The organism is Paraglaciecola sp. IT1134 (assembly GCF_058068185.1).
In genome coordinates this window covers 1510484-1530698 of the sequence record NZ_CM176486.1, presented here as the reverse complement: position 1 = coordinate 1530698, position 20215 = coordinate 1510484, and the positions used below count along the sequence as shown (strand labels likewise).

General features: G+C 44.5%; 14 protein-coding genes, 2 tRNA genes and 2 rRNA genes. 2 read left to right on the top strand and 16 right to left on the bottom strand.

Translation table 11 applies throughout. The features are described 5' to 3' along the window. Positions 1 to 23: 23 nt before the first annotated feature. The 6 genes from dnaX to AC3RV5_RS06570 all read right to left on the bottom strand — a co-directional run bounded on the left by dnaX (position 24) and on the right by AC3RV5_RS06570 (position 5223). A complete protein-coding gene (gene dnaX, locus AC3RV5_RS06595; RefSeq protein ID WP_489731160.1) occupies positions 24 to 2366 on the bottom strand; it encodes a DNA polymerase III subunit gamma/tau in 2343 nt (780 codons plus the stop codon). Positions 2367 to 2375: 9 nt separating this feature from the next. Then, complete coding sequence (gene apt / locus AC3RV5_RS06590) at positions 2376 to 2912, bottom strand: adenine phosphoribosyltransferase (RefSeq protein ID WP_489731159.1); 537 nt, start codon at positions 2910 to 2912, stop codon at positions 2376 to 2378. A gap of 39 nt (positions 2913 to 2951) precedes the next feature. Next, positions 2952 to 3074: a hypothetical protein gene (locus tag AC3RV5_RS06585; RefSeq protein ID WP_489731158.1), complete on the bottom strand. Its 123-nt coding sequence runs from the start codon at positions 3072 to 3074 to the stop codon at positions 2952 to 2954. Positions 3075 to 3168: 94 nt separating this feature from the next. Beyond that, positions 3169 to 3909, bottom strand: coding sequence for an HvfC family RiPP maturation protein (locus AC3RV5_RS06580; protein ID WP_489731157.1), 741 nt, complete (start codon positions 3907 to 3909; stop codon positions 3169 to 3171). Beyond that, positions 3910 to 4767, bottom strand: coding sequence for an HvfB family MNIO-type RiPP peptide maturase (locus AC3RV5_RS06575; RefSeq protein ID WP_489731156.1), 858 nt, complete (start codon positions 4765 to 4767; stop codon positions 3910 to 3912). Between the two features lie 99 nt (positions 4768 to 4866). Next, the gene (locus AC3RV5_RS06570) at positions 4867 to 5223 is read right to left on the bottom strand and encodes an HvfA family oxazolone/thioamide-modified RiPP metallophore (protein ID WP_489731155.1); all 357 of its coding nucleotides are present in this window, start codon (positions 5221 to 5223) and stop codon (positions 4867 to 4869) included. Positions 5224 to 5692: 469 nt separating this feature from the next. On the opposite strand from AC3RV5_RS06570, the gene cyoE reads away from it, so the two are divergent. Both cyoE and AC3RV5_RS06560 read left to right on the top strand, forming a co-directional pair. Then, positions 5693 to 6577: a heme o synthase gene (cyoE, locus tag AC3RV5_RS06565; protein WP_489731154.1), complete on the top strand. Its 885-nt coding sequence runs from the start codon at positions 5693 to 5695 to the stop codon at positions 6575 to 6577. A gap of 159 nt (positions 6578 to 6736) precedes the next feature. Beyond that, the gene (locus AC3RV5_RS06560) at positions 6737 to 7294 is read left to right on the top strand and encodes an NAD/FAD-utilizing enzyme (protein WP_489731153.1); all 558 of its coding nucleotides are present in this window, start codon (positions 6737 to 6739) and stop codon (positions 7292 to 7294) included. Between the two features lie 49 nt (positions 7295 to 7343). Here AC3RV5_RS06560 and AC3RV5_RS06555 read toward each other — a convergent pair whose 3' ends face one another. The 10 genes from AC3RV5_RS06555 to AC3RV5_RS06510 all read right to left on the bottom strand — a co-directional run bounded on the left by AC3RV5_RS06555 (position 7344) and on the right by AC3RV5_RS06510 (position 20138). Further along, positions 7344 to 7682 (bottom strand): cytochrome C oxidase subunit IV family protein, encoded by a 339-nt coding sequence (locus AC3RV5_RS06555; RefSeq protein WP_489731152.1) that lies wholly within the window; start codon positions 7680 to 7682, stop codon positions 7344 to 7346. Between the two features lie 35 nt (positions 7683 to 7717). Continuing rightward, on the bottom strand, positions 7718 to 8392 hold the full coding sequence (locus tag AC3RV5_RS06550; RefSeq protein ID WP_489731151.1) for a heme-copper oxidase subunit III family protein: 675 nt from the start codon (positions 8390 to 8392) through the stop codon (positions 7718 to 7720). Between the two features lie 4 nt (positions 8393 to 8396). After that, positions 8397 to 9068, bottom strand: a complete 672-nt coding sequence (locus tag AC3RV5_RS06545) for a cytochrome c oxidase subunit 3 (protein ID WP_489731150.1) — start codon at positions 9066 to 9068, stop codon at positions 8397 to 8399. Next, positions 9065 to 10804, bottom strand: a complete 1740-nt coding sequence (locus tag AC3RV5_RS06540) for a cytochrome c oxidase subunit I (protein ID WP_489731149.1) — start codon at positions 10802 to 10804, stop codon at positions 9065 to 9067. Before AC3RV5_RS06540 ends, AC3RV5_RS06545 begins: the two co-directional genes overlap by 4 nt. A gap of 30 nt (positions 10805 to 10834) precedes the next feature. Beyond that, positions 10835 to 12232, bottom strand: coding sequence for a c-type cytochrome (locus AC3RV5_RS06535; RefSeq protein ID WP_489731148.1), 1398 nt, complete (start codon positions 12230 to 12232; stop codon positions 10835 to 10837). 993 nt (positions 12233 to 13225) lie between these two features. After that, positions 13226 to 15529: a glycogen debranching protein gene (locus tag AC3RV5_RS06530; RefSeq protein WP_489731147.1), complete on the bottom strand. Its 2304-nt coding sequence runs from the start codon at positions 15527 to 15529 to the stop codon at positions 13226 to 13228. 523 nt (positions 15530 to 16052) lie between these two features. Further along, positions 16053 to 16168, bottom strand: a 5S ribosomal RNA gene (gene rrf, locus AC3RV5_RS06525). Positions 16169 to 16583: 415 nt separating this feature from the next. Continuing rightward, positions 16584 to 19469: ribosomal RNA gene (locus AC3RV5_RS06520) — 23S ribosomal RNA — on the bottom strand. 498 nt (positions 19470 to 19967) lie between these two features. Next, positions 19968 to 20044: transfer RNA gene (locus AC3RV5_RS06515), tRNA-Ile, on the bottom strand. Positions 20045 to 20062: 18 nt separating this feature from the next. After that, positions 20063 to 20138, bottom strand: a tRNA-Ala gene (locus AC3RV5_RS06510). Positions 20139 to 20215: the final 77 nt, after the last annotated feature.

Sequence of the window (20215 nt, the reverse complement as noted above, 5' to 3'; positions counted from 1 at the left end):
CTTTATCCTCTTATTAATGGTAATTAAGTTGGTTTTATCGTATCGATTAACACCTGAGCGGCGAATGTATCCTTGATCCTATTGATATTTGGATCACTTTCAACCACCTGATGTGCATATTCGAGGCGAACTTTGTTAATAGTTTGCTGCAGTGCAAAAGGCGTATTAAGGGCCTTATCCACTGTGATCTCAAGTTTAATTTCCCGTTGCAACACTTCACTCAATGCTTGTTGCAATTGCAAGTGGGCCGATTCGGTATTCAAATGCTGTTTGCTACCGAGTAAATTCAAAGTGACGCTGTCACCCTGATGAGAATACTCGGAATGCAAAGCAAGTTGTTTGGTCAATGCTGCAACTTGCATCTGACCGATTAACTGGCTCCAGCTGTCAAGCTGTTGTGCCGATATCACCTTCTCGCCATTTTCCAGGAATGCGGGAACCACGTAATCAACCTGGCAATCAAGATCCTGGGATAAATGTGAAGTCGGATCAAATAAGGCGTCCGCCACTTCCTCAGGCTTACCCGACACCAATGTCTGACGCTCCACAGAAATGCTGACTTCAGAAACCGCTTCATCGCCCGTTGACCAGGGTGGTAGCGACTCACCGTCGTCAGATTGAGTAGATTGAGCCTCATTTACGGGGATAATCTGTGTCTCAGCTAGGATATTGTCGCTTTGCGAAGGACGATATGCGTCCGCGCCCCCAGCGCCAGGTAAAAAACTACTGGGATCAAAGGTTCTTTCAGACTTTTTTACCGAAGAAGATTGCTCCTCTTGGTCAAGCTGACGCTGGTGCAATTTACGTTTTAAGGCTAATAAGCTCTCGGTAGAGCTAGTGCTATCAGTGTCACTTTTTTTAACCAGTAATTCTGCTGAAGTGTCAGAGACTTGTGCTGTAGCAGATCTCTCAACTTCCCCGTGAGGACCGTCGGGCGCGATAAACGTCTCTGCTTCTTGCATTATATGTTGTTGCTGGGCGATCAAATCTTGTTGTTGTTCAAAATCATCCTGTTCCGTATTTGAGTATAATGCTTCAGTGGGTTGTGCGGTTATTGGCGTTGCACAAACCGGGATTGACGATTCAGCTTGATTTAATGTATCAGACAACACCTTGGATGATACCGGTTTATTGGAACTGGCATCTTGCTCTTCAGTCTTGTGTATATCATCAGATACCACAGTCCCCTGATGGTCAGTTTCTTGCTGATACGCTTGCTCACTGAGATCATTCGCCATGTTCGGGATTTTAACAACTAGATCATCTATACCCAACGATGATTTAACCGGGCTAAAAGCCAACATGCGTAACAGAGTCATTTCCAGACCGGTTTTGGCATCCGCCGCAAAAGGCAAATCTTTCTTGCCTTGCAGTGCAATCTGGTAAAGCAGTTGCACTTGTTCGGGTGCGACACTTTTAGCCAATTTAAATATAGCTCTGGCTGAAATCGTTTCTAATTTACAAGCCTCAGGAACAAATTGGGTCAAAGCAACCTGGTGCAGTAAACTCATTATTTCGCTTAGGATTTGGCCGTAATCAGGTGCTTGTTCAGACATTTTATCAACAGCGGCGAAAACTGCCTGACTATCTTTTTGTAACACAAAATTTAGCAGTTTTAATACTTGATTTTTATCCATCAAGCCAAGCATATCGGTCACAATTGCCAGACTAACGTGACCGTTTCCCTGGGCGACCGCTTGATCTGATAGGCTCAAAGCATCTCGCATACTGCCTTGTGCTGCTCTGGCCAATTGGCTAATCGCCTCAGGCTCGCTATTGATCTGCTCTTGCTGGAATACATACTCCAACTGCTTGGCAATTTGAGTTCTGGACAAGGCTTTGAGGTTAAATTGCAAACATCGAGACAAAATAGTGATGGGTAATTTTTGCGGATCTGTGGTCGCCAACAAAAACTTTACATGAGGTGGCGGTTCTTCAAGCGTTTTAAGTAGCGCATTGAAACTATGCTTGGATAACATGTGAACTTCATCGATAAGGTACACTTTATACCTGCCCCTTGTAGGGCGATATTGCACGTTATCCAACAATTCACGGGTATCTTCTACCTTGGTTCGAGAGGCGGCGTCTATCTCTAACAGATCAACATAGTTACCTTGCTCAATTTCTTTACAAGTACTGCATTGACCGCAGGGTTTGGAGCCCATTCCCTGTTCACAATTAAGGCTTTTAGAAAATATGCGGGCGATAGTCGTTTTACCGACCCCTCGCGTACCGGTAAACAAATAGGCATGGTGCAGTCTATCGTTGTCTAACGCATTGGAGATGGCCGTCACCACATGCTCTTGACCGACCAATTCGCTAAAATTGTTTGGCCGCCATTTTCGCGCTAGAACTTGATAACTCATAAGTTAGTATTACTCGCCTTCGAACTCACATATTGAATGGCTTTGCACACCGATTTCATTGAGTCTGATTTCTCCACCTAAAGCCGGAAGCGAAATAACAAAACCGGCATGTTCCACTATACCGCCCAGTCTGCGGATCAGATTAGCAGTCGCTATCATAGTGCCACCAGTTGCCAGCAAATCATCTAACATTAATACCTTTTCACCAGGTTTTACGGCGTCTTCATGAATTTCTAACGAATCCGTACCGTATTCCAACTCGTAGGTTTCACTTATTACTTTACGTGGCAATTTATTCGGTTTACGGACCGGAATAAAACCGATACCAAGTTCGATAGCCAACGGAGCACCAAACAGAAATCCACGGGCTTCAGTACCTGCAACCTTATCAAAGTTATAATGAGCAAACTCCTTGACCAATAACTCAATACTTGACGTGTAGGCTTTGTGATCTTCCAAGATAGATGTGACGTCTCGGAACAAAATCCCAGGCTTGGGATAGTCTGGTACGGTTTTAATAACCGACTTTATATAAGCGGCGGGCACAGCATTCCCCGTTATTATTGACAAGTAAATATACGACGGCTAAAGATAAAAAACGAACCAGCCGAGGATCACATGCATTAAAGGTAATGCCAACAACGTCACAAGCGCCACTGCCAAGTAACCCAAATTGAAGGGGTCATAAGTAGCATTATTATTTTGCATTGAAAACTCCACACATCGCGATTTTACTAATATTGATTCAGCCGCAAATGTTAATTCAAAGTCGAACAAATTGATAGCCAAATTACCAGTAAATCTAATAGGGAAATAATATACGCTGTTGCAACATTTGCTCCACTAACTGTCTGACACCCATTGTGACTTGTTGTTCGTCAAGATGAGGCAAACTTTCGGTCATCAATTTAATCAGGTGTTCAAGCTTTATATTTTGCTGCACTTCTATAGTTTGCAATAAATGTGCAGTTAGAGCATTAATCAGGGTAAAACCAACTTCATACTGATCATTTCGGTGGATCACCAGGTATACCGTTTCGCCAGCTTCTGTCGGTTGAAATTCCTGGCTAATCTGGTGTACCGGGAATTGATAGCTCACAACACTGGCCAAAGCTGACAATTGAACTGCTTCAATTACGGACTTGCCATCCCAGGGTGTCAGCTCGTGGCACTGTTTTCGTACGCTTATTGCCAATTCCATCCATTCGTAATGCGCCAATTCAAGCAAAAAAGGCGGATCGTCCTCCGTTAGTTGATAGGCGTTACTTAAATATTCCACAAACTCTTTGCTGATGTCGATAAAATAGGGAGAGCGACACTGGTGTTGAGCAAAAAAATGTCTCGCCAGCTGGTTCCAGGCTTGTTCGGTGTATAAGCTTTGTAATACTGGAAATCCAGAACTGAGAAAGCCTTTAATATTATTAAAAAATAATTCTCGATATATTTTTAAGCGGCGATCTTCAATACCTAAATCTAACGGATTGAGCTCAGGATTTTTTAGATGATCAATAAATGCCAATTGCGTTTTTTGGAAATCATACATCTACGCCAAACCTCGAAGTTGTGATTCATACGATGTCGTTTGATATTTCTGCTGTATCGACCGAATTTTTTCAACTTCACGAAGTAGCTCGTTAATAGGTGGGATATTGAAGTCACGTTCTAATAAGGTTGGAAAAACACCGTGCAGTGCATACGCTTTATCGAGTAAATCCCACACCGGTTGGATCACATCCGCACCATGAGTATCCACCTTCAAATCATCCGCTTCGTCAAAATGGCCAGCAATGTGTCCATATAAAATTTTGGATGTGGGCATAGCAGCAAGAAACGCTTGGGCATCATACTGATGGTTAATGGAATTCACATAAATATTATTTACATCCAACAGCATCAAACAATCCGCTTGGTCCAGCACGGCCAAGGTAAACTCTTGCTCTGTCATGGCTTGGGAGGGTGCGGCATAATAAGAAACATTTTCTAAAACCAGGGGTCTTTCAAGTATGTCCTGGACTGTTTTTACTCGTAGGGAGACATAGTTAACCGCTTCTTCGGTAAAGGGAATGGGCATCAAATCGTAAAGGTGACCTTTGCCTGAACAGTAGCTTAAATGTTCACTGTAATGAGTAATATTGTGCTGATCCAGAAAACCTTTTACATCTTTGATAAAATTGATATCTAATGGTTCAGGGCCACCAATAGAAAGCGACAGGCCATGGGTGACAAATTGACAATTTTCGGTAAACGTACGCAGTTGCTGTTGGTATTTACCACCAAGAGGGATCCAGTTTTCAGGAGCCACTTCCCAAAAATTCACAGATTGGGGGATATCAGCTAACAGCTCATCCATCATTTCACGGCGTAAACCCAACCCAACACCACTGAAAGTTTCATGCCCCATAGATATTCCCCTTTGCCACCACTGATTCTATTTACCTTATTTATCAAGCGAAAAAAATAAAGGCCGGTTAATCCGGCCTTTGCACTAAACTATCGACTGCTAGGCTTGGCCGCCACATTTACCTTCGTGATCGGCTTTTTCAGCTTTGTCGCCGCCACATTTACCTTCCATTTTAGCTTTATCAGCGCCACATTTGCCTTCGCCGCACTTGCCTTCTTTCTTAGCTTTGTCGCCACCGCATTTACCTTCCATTTTGGCTTTATCGTCACCGTGTGTGCCTTCTTTAGCGGCTTTATCACCACCACACTTGCCTTCAGCGACTTCTTGCATATAACCAGACTCTAACGTCTGCATATCGAATGGATTAGCGTTCGCTTGAAGGCTAACGGAAGCTAGTGAACCTAATACAACAGCGCCAATGGCGGTTGCAATAGTAGTTTGTTTGATCTGTTTCATATCGGCTACCTTTTGTAATTTATGTTATATAGTTATTAGACACCTCATTATAGACCCAAGACCGTTTGCTAATATTTCATTTATTTCATTCCATTTCAAAATTAGTAGAAATAAATTTATCTACTGGTGATGAGCGACAGCCAAGCAGCCAACAAAAATAACGTCCCCCGTTGCATTGAGATCGCACGTGGTGTTGGCCGAATCTACCCCGGATGAAGAGCAGAAAGATACTACAAACAATACTTAAGTTGAGAAACCTTCACTACTGAGCGGCGGTCGTATATTTTAAGCTGTTACTTATATCAACCATCACTTTTAATTCTTTAAGCTGGTTAAGCAACTGAGCTAACTAATTTTTCTTGGAGATAAAGTAAGGCTGTGAGGTCGGCCAAAGAGAATAGCGGTCAATGAATTAGTGACCTAATATTATTGGCATATGTCTCCTATACCCTGTTTTGGAGCGAGAAAAATGGCCAAAGTTATAGCGTCAATAGAGCACTACCTCAAGTTATATAGACAGTTAGGTAAACTGCGTTTGTCATTATTAGTGTTATTCACCACCGCTATTGGTTATGGGTTAGGTGTCACTCGAGTTAATTATTCGCAACTTATATGCCTATTTATTGGCACTTTACTCATTGTTATGGGTGCCAATGGTTTGAATCAATGCATGGAATGGCACAGAGATGGTTTGATGAAACGAACCCGAAATAGACCTATCCCTTCGGGTAAAATGTCAATTAAACACGCTTATGCTGTAACCTTAATAGCATCGATGTGTGGTGTATTGCTGCTATATTATGGCGTAAACCCCCTAACAGGCTATTTGGCCTTATTCAGTCTCGGCTGTTATTTATTTATCTACACTCCCCTTAAACCTTACACCCCTATAGCTGTATTAGCCGGAGCAATACCAGGAGCCATCCCCCCAATTATGGGTTGGACGGCGGCCACCAATGAATTTTCAGCCCAAGCTTGGTTGTTAGCCTGTATCTTATACTTATGGCAAATCCCGCACTTTATGGCTCTGGCGACTATGTATCAAAAAGATTATGCGGCTGGCGGTTACCAATTATTACCTGACAATCCCGCAATTGATCTCGCGACTCGCAGTATAATTTCAGTGTTTAGTGGGGCCCTGTTAGCCATTTCTCTACTCGCACCCGCTTTAGGCCTAGGTAAATACGTATATTTTGTAGCAGCACTACTATTAGGTTTCAGCTTACTATTTTTATCATTAAAGCTGTATAACCGATACAGCTTGCAAAATGCTCGGCAAGTTTTTTTGGCCAGCATTGTGTATCTGCCCCTACTCATGACGATATTAATAATAGATCAACGGTTTATTAGGTAAGAAGCCTTTGAAAAAAACATTGGCAACGTGATTTAAAAAGTTAGCAGGCACCTGAATTTTATAACATATAATTTACATTAAAAAATACTGCTATACTAAGCTTGTCGGCAACCTGATTATTTATCAGGTTGTATTTCGTAACTCAATTGGAGATAAAATATGTTGAGACATTACTATATCAGTGATGACCTTGACGACCTGGAAGTTATCGAACAAGAATTAGAAGCAAAAGGTCTGGCTACCCCTCAAATTCATGTATTAAGTGAGAACGATGCTGAAGTTGAGAAACATCATTTACCCGCCATCGAAGCAGTCCTCAAACAAGATGTGGTGCACTCCACTGAGTTGGGCGCAGTGGTTGGTTTTATTGCTGCGGCCGTCGTGCTGTTAATCGCTTATTTTATGGAATGGCACCTGACGGAAGTCGGTTGGTTACCTTTTGGATTTTTGGCGGTCATTGTATTAGGTTTTTGTACTTGGGAAGGCGGCTTGATCGGTATTCAAATTCCCAATCAAGAATTTAAACGATTTCAAAAATTATTAAAAACCGGTAAACATGTATTTTTTGTAGATATCGATACCGAGCAGGAAGCGGTACTCCAGGATGTAGTCGCTAATCACGCAGGGTTAAAACATGCAGGTACTGGAGTAGCTACCCCAACTTGGGTAGTAAAAGGTCAAGATAAGTATAATAAGTTTATGAAATCTATGCCCTAGGTCTTAAAAAGGCTGGGGCCCTTTACTTAGAAAATGGGCTCCGCCTTGTCTAACCATTGGAAAAAAATAACATGCGAGTAAAAAACGTATAGTTTGATTCGATGGCCATAATAGCGATAAACAAACAAAGACAAAGCGGGGGTAGTAATATTGCACAGATAAGTGCCATTCTCTCCCACATCATATGCATGAAAATACTGATGATTAAACCTGCCTTTAATGCCATAAACAACAAAATGAGTGACCAGCGTAACAGCCCTTGCAACTGTAAATAGTCAACCATGTAAGACAGACCACTTAGCACAAACAACAGTAACCAAACTTTCAGATATAGACTGACAGGATGCTGTTGATGGACATGTGCATCAACCGGAGTTTGTAAATCCACAGAAATACCCCCTTTACCGACATTAATCGGTGTCGTTACCACAAATAAAAAAGAGCAAAGATAAACACCCATACCAGATCAACAAAGTGCCAATACAGCCCGGTAATTTCGACTATTTCGTAATTTCCCCGTTTTGCATAATGACCCTTGGCGATCTTCAGCGCCACAATACTTAAATAAATGACACCAATTGACACGTGCAGGCCATGAAAACCAGTTACCATAAAAAACACCGCCCCAAATTGCGCAGCGCCCATAGGATTAGCCCAAGGGCGCACTCCTTCAGCTATCAACTTACTCCATTCAAAGGCTTGCATGCTGACGAATGTAGCCCCGAGCAATGCGGTTACCAGCATCAAGACCGCGGCACGAGTTTTGTCTTTGCGATAAGCAAAATTGACGGCCATCGCCATAGTCCCGCTACTGGTGATAAGAATAAAGGTCATGATGGCAATCAAAAGCAGCGGAATAGATTGCCCACCAATAGTCAAAGCAAATACTTCACTGGAGTTGGGCCAAGTATCCATCGCAGACATACGCACGACCATGTAGCCGATGAGAAAACAGCTAAAAACAAAAGTGTCACTCACCAGGAAAATCCACATCATGGCTTTCCCCCAAGGGATCTTGAATGTTTCCTCATCAGCTGACCAGTCAGACACCAAGCCCTCTACTCCGTGCTGGCTTTGTATTAAGTGTTTTGCAGTCATTGCGTTACCCTCGGCCTAACCCACAGAATGCGACAATAGCGTCGTAAGTCTCAGGTTTACTCACCAACAAGACAAATAACACTAACCACAACCCAAATAAAAAGTGCCAATATATGGCACACAGCTCCACGTATTGTTTCAGTCTAGGGCTGCCTGCAATAAGCGTGGTGAAAGCAAAAACCCATATTAAAATACCGATCCCAACATGTATTGCGTGCAACCCGGTCAACAAATAGAAAAAACTCAGTGCCGGGTTCTCATTCACCGTAAACCCTTGTTGATAAAGTTGTTGCCAAAGCAATAATTGTCCAGTGACAAACGCTATGGAGAACAAGCCGGCGAGGAGCACACCCAATTTTAAGCCAATGGAACCGACCTTGTTAGTACTTATTCTGGCCCATTGAATGCTTAGACTTGCCAACCCCAGATACGCAGTGTTCAACCACAACGCGCGCAGGTTATACAGGGGATTATCGGGTACTTCCGCTAATGGTTGCCAGTCCGGATATTGCGAGCGCATTAAAAATGCAATTATGAATAACAAAAATAAAACTGATACTACCAGTAACAATAAACGTAGACCCGCACGTCTGGTGTACTCCCGACTGCGAGCTTGGTGATGGGCCGTCCCACCTTGCTCCCAGGGTTTTTCCAACAGCGGGCTCAAGAAACTCATAGCCGCGCCTCGTCATTGCTAGTTACTGGCTCATCTTTGTAATTTTGCGGCAAAAAATCTTGTTGGTAACCGGGCACACTGTAATCATAAGCCCAGCGATAACAAACCGGTAAATTTTTCCCCCAGTTGCCATGTGTCGGAGGCGTATTCTCGGTTTGCCACTCTAACGAAGCGGCCCCCCATGGATTGGAACCCGCAGGTTTTCCCTTAAAATAACTCCACACCAGATTATATAAAAAGACTAGTTGTATAAGAGCCACAAAGATCGCCATCACCGAAATTACGGCATTTAGGTCTTTTGCAGATTCAGGAATAAATGCATAGTTTTCGATGGCAAAATAACGTCTAGGTACACCCAGTATGCCCAAATAGTGCATGGGGAAATAAATTGCATAGGTTCCAAGAAATGTTCCCCAAAAATGCATTTTGCCCAATCGATTATTAAGCATTCGCCCAGTAATTTTGGGATACCAGTGGTAAATACCACCAAAGACTACCAAGATTGGCGACACTCCCATGACCATATGAAAGTGAGCGACTACAAAATAGGTGTCAGACAATGGCAGATCAACGACTACATTGCCCAAAAATAATCCGGTCAGGCCCCCAATAGTAAAGGTACAGACAAAGCCTAACGCAAATAACATAGGCACATTTAAATGGATGTTGCCATGCCAAATGGTCAGGACCCAGTTATAGACCTTAATCGCCGTTGGTACCGCGATAATAAGTGTAGTAGTGGCAAAAAAGTAACCGAAATAAGGATTCATGCCACTTACATACATATGATGAGCCCAAACAACGAAGCTCATTACTCCTATCATCACAATGGCCCAAACCATCATTCGGTAGCCGAAGATATTTTTGCGGGCATGGGTGCTGATTAAATCTGAAACTATCCCAAAGGCTGGCAGTGCCACTATATAAACTTCAGGATGGCCAAAGAACCAGAATAAATGCTGAAATAAAATCGGGCTTCCTCCCTCATGATCCAGTTGCTGGCCCATAGACAAGATAGCAGGCATGAAAAAACTGGTGCCCAGTGTCTTATCGAACAACATCATAACGGCACTGACAAACAACGCAGGAAAAGCCAGCAATGCCAATATGGTCGCCATAAAAATACCCCATACAGTAAGCGGCATACGCATCAATGTCATACCGCGGGTGCGAGCTTGCAAAACGGTAGTCACATAATTCAAGCCACCCATAGTGGCCGCGACGATAAAAATTGCCAAGGATACCAGCATTAAAATAATGCCCCAATCTGAGCCAGGGGTTCCCGGCAATATGGCTTGAGGTGGGTACAGGGTCCAGCCAGCTCCTGAGGGTCCGCCCGGCACAAAAAAGCTAGCCATCAAGACGATCACCGCAAGCAGATAGAACCACACACTAAGCATGTTTACGAAAGGAAAAACCATGTCCCTGGCTCCCACCATCAATGGGATCAGGTAATTGCCAAAACCACCAAGAAAAATAGCCGTTAGCAAGTAGATAACCATGATCATGCCGTGCATGGTGACAAACTGATAATAGGCACTAGGATCGATAAAATCGAAGTAGCCAGGAAAGCCTAACTGCAAACGCATCAAACCAGAAAGAACCAAAGCTACCAAGCCGACTAATATAGCAATGACGGAATACTGGATGGCAATAACCTTATGGTCTTGACTCCAGACATACCTGGTAAAAAAGCTTTGCGGTTCGTGCATGTCATGGTCGGTATCTAATTCCATATCTGTGCTCCGCAATACTGTCTCGACTGTTTACAACGTTTTTATATAATCAATTATTGCTTGTGCCTCTTGCTCGCTAAGCAAAGGAGGCGGCATAATCGGAGGAAAACCAGCAACAATTTTAGCGGTAGGCTGAAACATTGACTCACGTAAATAAGCCTCGTCTACTTTCAGAGTCTGCCCAGTCGCTAAAGTCTGGGTTTTACCAAATAGCCCCTTCCAGCTTGGCCCCAACAATTTCGTTCCATCAGCACTATGGCAGGCGATACAGCCTTTCTCCCCGACCAATTTTTGCCCAGATAATTCTTTTTTTGGAGCCCCATCCGCAAGGTTTGTTCCATTTTCCTTGATAAAAGCAATAAGGGAATCCACTTCCAGCTCAGTCAATAAAATAGTTGGCATTATTGGCGCGTAGCCCTTAACTACTTTGGCGCCAGGGGCGATGATCGATTCTTTCAAATACTGATGATCTACCTGCACAGTACTTCCATCTTTCATGCTGCGGGTACTACCGAAAAGGTCTTGCCAGGACGGGCCAATAGAGTTGCCCATAAAATCGTGGCACGCTAAGCATCCCTTAGTCTGCGCCAATTGCTGACCACTTTGTGCACTTGCACTCAGTTGCAAAGCGCTACTTTCTTGCATAGAAGTAGCGAAGACAGTTTGCCTTGCCAACCATCGCTCATATTCAGGTTGCTTCACTACCTGCACATAACCCCGCATATTAAAATGCCCTACCCCACAGAATTCAGCGCAGAGAATTTCGAATTCCCCCAGAACTGTGGGCGTTAACCAAATATACGACACATTGCCAGGAACCATATCCATCTTGACTCTAAATTGTGGTACGTAAAAATCATGCAACACGTCTTTGGAGCGCATATATATCTTTACGGGTTGATCGACAGGCAAATAAACCCGGTTGCTTTGTATCAGTATGTCATCCTGGGCATTGCTATCTAATGAGTCCAGACCAAATGGATTACTAATACTGATATTTTTAACGTCACTCTTTCCAAGGGTAAGATCTGGGCCCGGGAAGCGAAAACTCCAACTCCATTGCTGCCCAACCACTTCCATTTCCATTGCATCCTCTGGAACGTTTACAAAGTCACTATATACAAATAAGCCGGGAGCGAGCATCGCGATAATCCCAACACTAGTGACAAGCGTGAGCCACATTTCCAACTTTCTATTCTCAGGCTCGTATTTTGCTTTGCGACCTTCTTTGTGACGAAACCTGAGGATCGCTATTGCCATAAACAAATTGATAGCGATAAATACCACACCAGTAATGATTAGCGTGATGACAATAGTGTCGTCTATGGAACCCCAATTGGACGCCAAAGGAGCTAACCCCCAGGGAGACCAAAAATGAAATATGACGGAACCAACAACGATTAAAATTAATGCAATTGCAATAGCCATTCACACAAACCTTTGTTGTAACAGACTCAGTGTTTGTACAGTTTTTCAACTTCGGTTAGAGCAAATAACCTACAAGCTCATTCCGCATATTTGCGCTCTTACTAATTGAACATGCTGATCTTAAGTTAAGCAGACCTTTTTTGCCTGGTCGTTTTTTAACCGCCCGAATCAAGTGTAGGTGCTGTCCTGAAAATGTGCTAATTGATTTTGCGCTGCACAGTACATAAAACCGCCTCCGCAAAAGGTGCTTTAACTGCTTGTTTTATAAATAACTAATATCGTAGAGTATATTCAACTGCCGCACTTAACCTGTCTCAAGAGATTATGTTCTGGCCACCAAGATGCGATTTTTTATCATTGAGACTGTCTAATTTTTTGGCTACATCATGCCCTGCTAACCGACCTCAACGAAATGTAGGAGTTATTGGCCTAACACCTGATAAATGCTTCAAAGTCGTCACACTGGGAGTTTGTTATTCAGTCATTGCAGACCATTTGGCAAAAAGGCAGCGAACTATTAGTTGACGCTGGCGCGTTTGATTTTCTATGTGCTGGCGACGTCTGGGTTATTTTTTGCTGCCAAGAAAAGATCCAAGGCAAATAATCAGCGCAGTTTCTCGATTTGAGACGAAGGCCGAACGAGTTGTACACTTCAACATTTTGAAGTAAAAGGATTCGGTCAGTTGTAAAAAATATTTTTAAAAGATCACAACTAAAGACCATTAGGTATGAGTATTGCAACCGAACTGCGTGCCAATAATGCCCCGCACCTTCTCAAAAACACTATAAGCAGCAACCACACTGGTCTAAATAGCGTTATCACTGCGTGCCTGTTTTGGCTTAAAAGAAAATTGGGGGCAAGCCGGTTACTGCTAAGCAGTATCCAGCTCAAAGCCTGCGCCGGGGTATGTATTTTTAAAGACAACGGCAGAGTCTTCAAATCAGGCAGTCGACAGACTCTACAGCGAATCGACTCGTTCTAGATGTTAAGCGTTATTTTGAAATTAATACCAATACAGCCCGGCCGTTTAAACCATATGAGGTATTTTCACCACCAATAAAGTCTTCGTTGCCTGTTAACCTTACTGTATTAGCTCCTTCATTCCAATTTGCGGTATCGGTAACTCTGTACCAATCCTTACCTTGGCCAGGCCAAGGTAAGGTGAAGTTTACATTACCGGACCAGCCGTTATAGGCGATATAAATTGCAGAGGTTTGTTCACCAAATTCAGTACTATCAATACGATAAGCAATAGCATGATTATTAGGATCATTAAAATAGCCAGCATCAGCGACTACCCCATTGGGCGTAAACCAACGCAATTGTTCCATGACATTGCCATTTGTGTCGCCACTTTGATAGAAATCAGCAGGGCGCAAGGCAGGATGGCTGTTTCGGAATTCAATCATCCCTTTTACAAACTTATTAAAATTAATTTGATCCGCGTCCCAATTGTAATTCAGCCAATTAGCTACAGAATCAAGGTTGTATGGGTTATTGTTACAATTGAGTGAGCGAAGATATTCATCTCCCCCAGTAATCATAGGGGTACCCGCGCTTAATAATAATAAGGCCGCTCCGTTTCTGGCGGCCTTGCGCTGTTCTTGTGCTTGATTAAACGTTCCTTGATCCCAACTATGATTATTGCTTTCACCACCGTCAGATTCTCCATATGGCCATGGTTGTATGTTATTTTTAGCGTTGCAGGAATAGAGGTCCTTAAGGCTAAAACCATCATGCGCTACGACGAAATTTACTGAATTCCAAGGTTTACGCCCATCATCTTGAAACAACGAAGCTGAACCGGCAAAGAAGTCAGCCAGTTGCCCAAGCGTGACGGATTCCACGCCAATCTGATTTTGATCTTTGCGAATGGTGTCTCTGTACTTACCATTCCATTCGGACCAGCCTGCAGGAAAATTTCCCACCTGATAAGAATTTCCACCTATAGCCCAAGGTTCGGCGATAAAATCTATGCCTTGACCACCTAGTGCAGGGCGCTCGGCAAATTCACTAATAATACGGTTTAGTGCCGTATTAGAGGCGAGCTTGTCATAGTTAAAACAACCATGCTCACAGGTGTTACCCAGTACCGAGGCTAAATCAAAGCGAAAACCATCGATGCCAAATTCTTCAATCCAATAATCTAAAGAATCGATGATCACATCTTGAGCAATGGGGTTTACGGTATTGTAGTTGCCTCCAACCCCGGTGTTATCCCATGAAGTCTGTTTATCATTGGTAAGAGAATAATAGGTTGGGTTATCTAATCCGCGCCATGAATAAAGGTTGTAAGTAGTGGGATCACCGCTGGTCCAGGCTCCGCCTTCACCGGTATGGTTATACACCACATCAATCAGCACTTTTATACCCTGATCGTGAAAGGCCTTCACCATTGCTTTAAATTCGTTGGTTGGTCCGCCAGCTGACTTATCGCTGGCATAGCGACGATCTGGAGCAAAATAATTTAATGTCATATAGCCCCAATAATTGTCACCATCAGTGGAAGAGTCATCCACATCATTAGTGTCATTCTGTGTTTCTTGTACTGGCAAAAATTCCACGGCAGTAATACCCAAATCCGCTAAGTAGCCAGCCTTTAACGCAGCCCCCTTATAAGTTCCGCGGTACTGCACGGGAATGCTTGCATCGTTCATGGTAAATCCACGAACATTAACTTCATAGACCACATCATCCTTTAGCGCGCGGGTGGGCTTTGTCCCGGTTGACTGACTATTCATTCCCAACACTATCCCCTTAGGTGCAAAGGGACCACTATCTAAGTTACGATACAAAACGCCCGACGCATAAACAGTCTTGTCAGGCCACTGGGGCGTCATGTGGTCATGACTGAGTTCTTTAGCATAAGGATCCGATAATAATTTATTTGGATTAAAGCGATTGCCCTGGCTATCTACATCATTGACAAAGCCAGCATCATTTCCTTCCTGCCATGCAGGGTCATAATCCCAATTGGGTCCCCAGGCGCGGTAGCCATAATATATAGCACCACTTAAACGGCTATCTAACTCGCTAGTCTGCAGAGATACCGTCCAAATATTTTGTGCATTTTTGCTCAAAGGGTGATGAGATATTTCCCCTACCCCCGAACTTTGGTCATACAGATAAAGTTCGATTTTAGTTGCCCTGGATGAGTAAAGACGAAAATTGATCTGTTGTTGATCAATACTATAATTCGCACCCAGATTATTTAAATTAACGGCAGCTTGACTAAGCCCGGATAAAAAAAAGATCCCGATGAGTAACACCGAGTTAGTTACAATTTTAAGTTTCACGTATTCATTCCAATCGCAGTATAATTCACAGTCCCCATGTTAACTAAATGTTAACAAACCGCAATGAACTACATACGTATTCATTTATACAATGCGAAGATATACACGCCATGGGTGGGTTGTTACTCTGTCGTCAACGCAAAAAACCTAAAGGTAAACCTTACCCGATGGATTAGGTCTTTCATGTGGATTTGCACGTGCGCGAATGCGCTTATACGAAAAAAGCCCCAACCGTATTCTGGTTGGGGCTTTTTCGTGTAATGGGAGTCTGGCAGTGTGCTACTCTCGCATGGGGGTGAGGACGGTTGGCTTTTAGCTTCGAAGAAGCGTAACCGGCTGAACGACTCGAGCTCTGCGAGAGGCTGGGGGTCCGCTTAGCGACGGACGACCGCAGGATTAGCACACCACCTGCTATTAAGAATAAAGATTGCCTGATACAGGATTGATAGAAACACTGATATTATCAGTACCCCTGATACAAAAAAAGACCGCCGATGAAGGCAGTCTTTTTTCTTAAATGGGAGTCTGGCAGTGTGCTACTCTCGCATGGGGAGACCCCATACTACCATCGCCGCTAATACGTTTCACTTCTGAGTTCGGAATGGGATCAGGTGGGGCCGTATCGCTATGGCTGCCAGACAAAAAACGTGCTGATTTATCCGCGTCTTTTTGCGGTAAATTAGCGCAAGGTGAGTCAAACTGTCTAAGTGACGTGTCGTCTTCATCCTGCTTTAAACTTTTAAGTGTTAATTCAGTCGCGTTGTGTGCGATGAATTAACGCAAGGTGAGTCGACCTGTCTATATGACGTGTCGTGTTCATCTTGCATAAATCAATATGTAAAAGCTGAGGTAATCAATGCTAAAAAACGTTTAGTCTTACTCTGTCGATTAATAATACTTGTCATTCATACACGTCTACTATTATTTACACACTTGACCGTCGCTGCGCTTTTACTTTAGCGAGTAGATAATATGTCAGCAGGGTACCCCTGCGCTTAAGCATATTATCACGACAGCGCGATAGCGCGTTTATAAAAAGCTATTTGGGCGTTGTATGGTTAAGCCTCACGGGCAATTAGTACAGGTTAGCTCAACGCCTTACAACGCTTCCACACCCTGCCTATCAACGTCGTAGTCTTCAACAACCCTTTAGGACAATTAAATTGCCAGGGATGACTCATCTTGGGGCTCGCTTCCCGCTTAGATGCTTTCAGCGGTTATCGATTCCGAACGTAGCTACCGGGCAATGCCATTGGCATGACAACCCGAACACCAGCGGTTCGTCCACTCCGGTCCTCTCGTACTAGGAGCAGCTCCCCTCAATCATCCAACGCCCACACCAGATAGGGACCGAACTGTCTCACGACGTTCTAAACCCAGCTCGCGTACCACTTTAAATGGCGAACAGCCATACCCTTGGGACCGACTTCAGCCCCAGGATGTGATGAGCCGACATCGAGGTGCCAAACACCGCCGTCGATATGAACTCTTGGGCGGTATCAGCCTGTTATCCCCGGAGTACCTTTTATCCGTTGAGCGATGGCCCTTCCATTCAGAACCACCGGATCACTATGACCTACTTTCGTACCTGCTCGACGTGTCTGTCTCGCAGTTAAGCTGGCTTATGCCATTGCACTAACCTCCTGATGTCCGACCAGGATTAGCCAACCTTCGTGCTCCTCCGTTACTCTTTGGGAGGAGACCGCCCCAGTCAAACTACCCACCAGGCACTGTCCGCAACCCCGATAAGGGGCCAACGTTAGAACATCAAACGTACAAGGGTGGTATTTCAAGGTAGACTCCACGTCATCTGGCGACAACGCTTCAAAGTCTCCCACCTATCCTACACATGTAGGGTCAATGTTCAGTGCCAAGCTATAGTAAAGGTTCACGGGGTCTTTCCGTCTAGGTGCGGGTACACAGCATCTTCACTGCGATTTCAATTTCACTGAGTCTCGGGTGGAGACAGCGTGGCCATGGTTACACCATTCGTGCAGGTCGGAACTTACCCGACAAGGAATTTCGCTACCTTAGGACCGTTATAGTTACGGCCGCCGTTTACCGGGGCTTCGATCAAGAGCTTCTCCGAAGATAACCCCATCAATTAACCTTCCGGCACCGGGCAGGTGTCACACCGTATACGTCATCTTTCGATTTAGCACAGTGCTGTGTTTTTAATAAACAGTCCCAGCCACCATTTCACTGCGGCCGCCATTCGCTTAGAGAGCAAGTCTCATCACAAACAGCGGCGTACCTTCTCCCGAAGTTACGGTACGATTTTGCCGAGTTCCTTCACCCGAGTTCTCTCAAGCGCCTTAGTATTCTCTACCTGACCACCTGTGTCGGTTTGGGGTACGGTTATTAATATCATAAGTTTAGAGGCTTTTCCTGGAAGCATAGTATTTGCAACTTCAACACCGTGGTGTCTCGTCTCGTGTCTCAGGTTATATGTCGGTCCGGATTTACCTAAACCAACGCCCTACGCACTTTCACCTGGACTACCAACGCCAGGCTTGCATAACTTTCTCCGTCCCCCCTTCACTGATATTAACAGTACGGAAATATTAATCCGTTTCCCATCGACTACGCATTTCTGCCTCGCCTTAGGGGCCGACTTACCCTGCCCTGATTAGCATGGGACAGGAAACCTTGGTCTTCCGGCGTGGGGGTTTTTCACCCCCATTATCGTTACTCATGTCAGCATTCGCACTTCTGATACCTCCAGCAGGCCTCCCGGCACACCTTCAACGGCTTACAGAACGCTCCCCTACCACGCATAGCAAGCTATGCGTTCGCAGCTTCGGTGTATCACTTAGCCCCGTTACATCTTCCGCGCAGACCGACTCGACTAGTGAGCTATTACGCTTTCTTTAAAGGGTGGCTGCTTCTAAGCCAACCTCCTAGCTGTCTTAGCCTTTCCACATCGTTTCCCACTTAGTGATAACTTAGGGACCTTAGCTGGCGATCTGGGTTGTTTCCCTCTTCACGACGGACGTTAGCACCCGCCGTGTGTCTCCCGGATAGTACTCACTGGTATTCGGAGTTTGCAAAGGGTTGGTAAGTCGGGATGACCCCCTAGCCTTAACAGTGCTCTACCCCCAGTGGTATTCGTCCGAGGCGCTACCTAAATAGCTTTCGGGGAGAACCAGCTATCTCCCGGTTTGATTGGCCTTTCACCCCCAGCCACAAGTCATCCGCTAACTTTTCAACGTTAGTCGGTTCGGTCCTCCAGTTGATGTTACTCAACCTTCAACCTGCCCATGGCTAGATCACCGGGTTTCGGGTCTATACCTTGCAACTAAAACGCGCAGTTAACACTCGCTTTCGCTACGGCTCCCCTATTCGGTTAACCTCGCTACAAAATATAAGTCGCTGACCCATTATACAAAAGGTACGCAGTCACAGAACAAGTCTGCTCCTACTGCTTGTACGTATACGGTTTCAGGTTCTATTTCACTCCCCTCACAGGGGTTCTTTTCGCCTTTCCCTCACGGTACTAGTTCACTATCGGTCAGTTAGGAGTATTTAGCCTTGGAGGATGGTCCCCCCATATTCAGTCAGGATAACACGTGTCCCGACCTACTCGTTTTCACTTAAAGTTCGTGTTCGTGTACAGGGCTATCACCTGGTATCGCCATACTTTCCAGTATGTTCCACTCACTTACAATCAGCTTAAGGGCTAGTCCCCGTTCGCTCGCCGCTACTAGGGGAATCTCGGTTGATTTCTTTTCCTAAGGGTACTTAGATGTTTCAGTTCCCCTCGTTTGCCTCATTAAGCTATGTATTCACTTAATGATACCGCCGAAGCGGTGGGTTTCCCCATTCGGATATTTGTGGATCAAAGCATTTTGTCGGCTCCCCACAACTTTTCGCAGACTTACACGTCCTTCATCGCCTCTAACTGCCTAGGCATCCACCGTATACGCTTAGTCACTTAACCATACAACCCCAAATAGCTTCTTTAGCTTGCCCTATGCTTCACCTTCGGCGTCTCTCACTCGGTCATGTACAGACGTACATTCCCTCACTCGTTCCTCCTGCGGCTTTGCCTAGAACAACCTAACTCGCTATTTCCTCGTAGCAAACAATCATAGTCTGCACGTCGAAATAACTCGCCCTACCCTTTGGCCTTTTATCCAAAGTTAGGTGCAACTTGCGTTGCCGTTGTATGCGTGACAAGTATTCATTCAAATCAGATAGAGTAAGCTCTTAAAAGCGTTCTCTTCGTTTTGATTACTTTATCAGCTTTCCATATTGTTAAAGAACATTTAGGGTTTAAAAAACCCTAATCAATAGATACTTAACAAGTACACATTGATTAAGGCTAACCTTACTCACTTAAAACCGAAGAGTCACAACTCTTGCTTAGGCAAGGCGGATAGGGAGGACGTTTAGTCCACTAAACGACGCGCTATCCAACGCAGCACAAGCGAGAATTTGGTAGGCTTGGGCAGACTTGAACTGCCGACCTCACCCTTATCAGGGGTGCGCTCTAACCAGCTGAGCTACAAGCCTATTATTGCGCAAGCAATTTGGTGGAGCTAAGCAGGATCGAACTGCTGACCTCCTGCGTGCAAGGCAGGCGCTCTCCCAGCTGAGCTATAGCCCCTCTTATCGGCCATTGGGCCTCAAAAGAGTCTCTCGGTTCTTCTTTATTAACAACAAAACAATCTGTGTGAACACTCG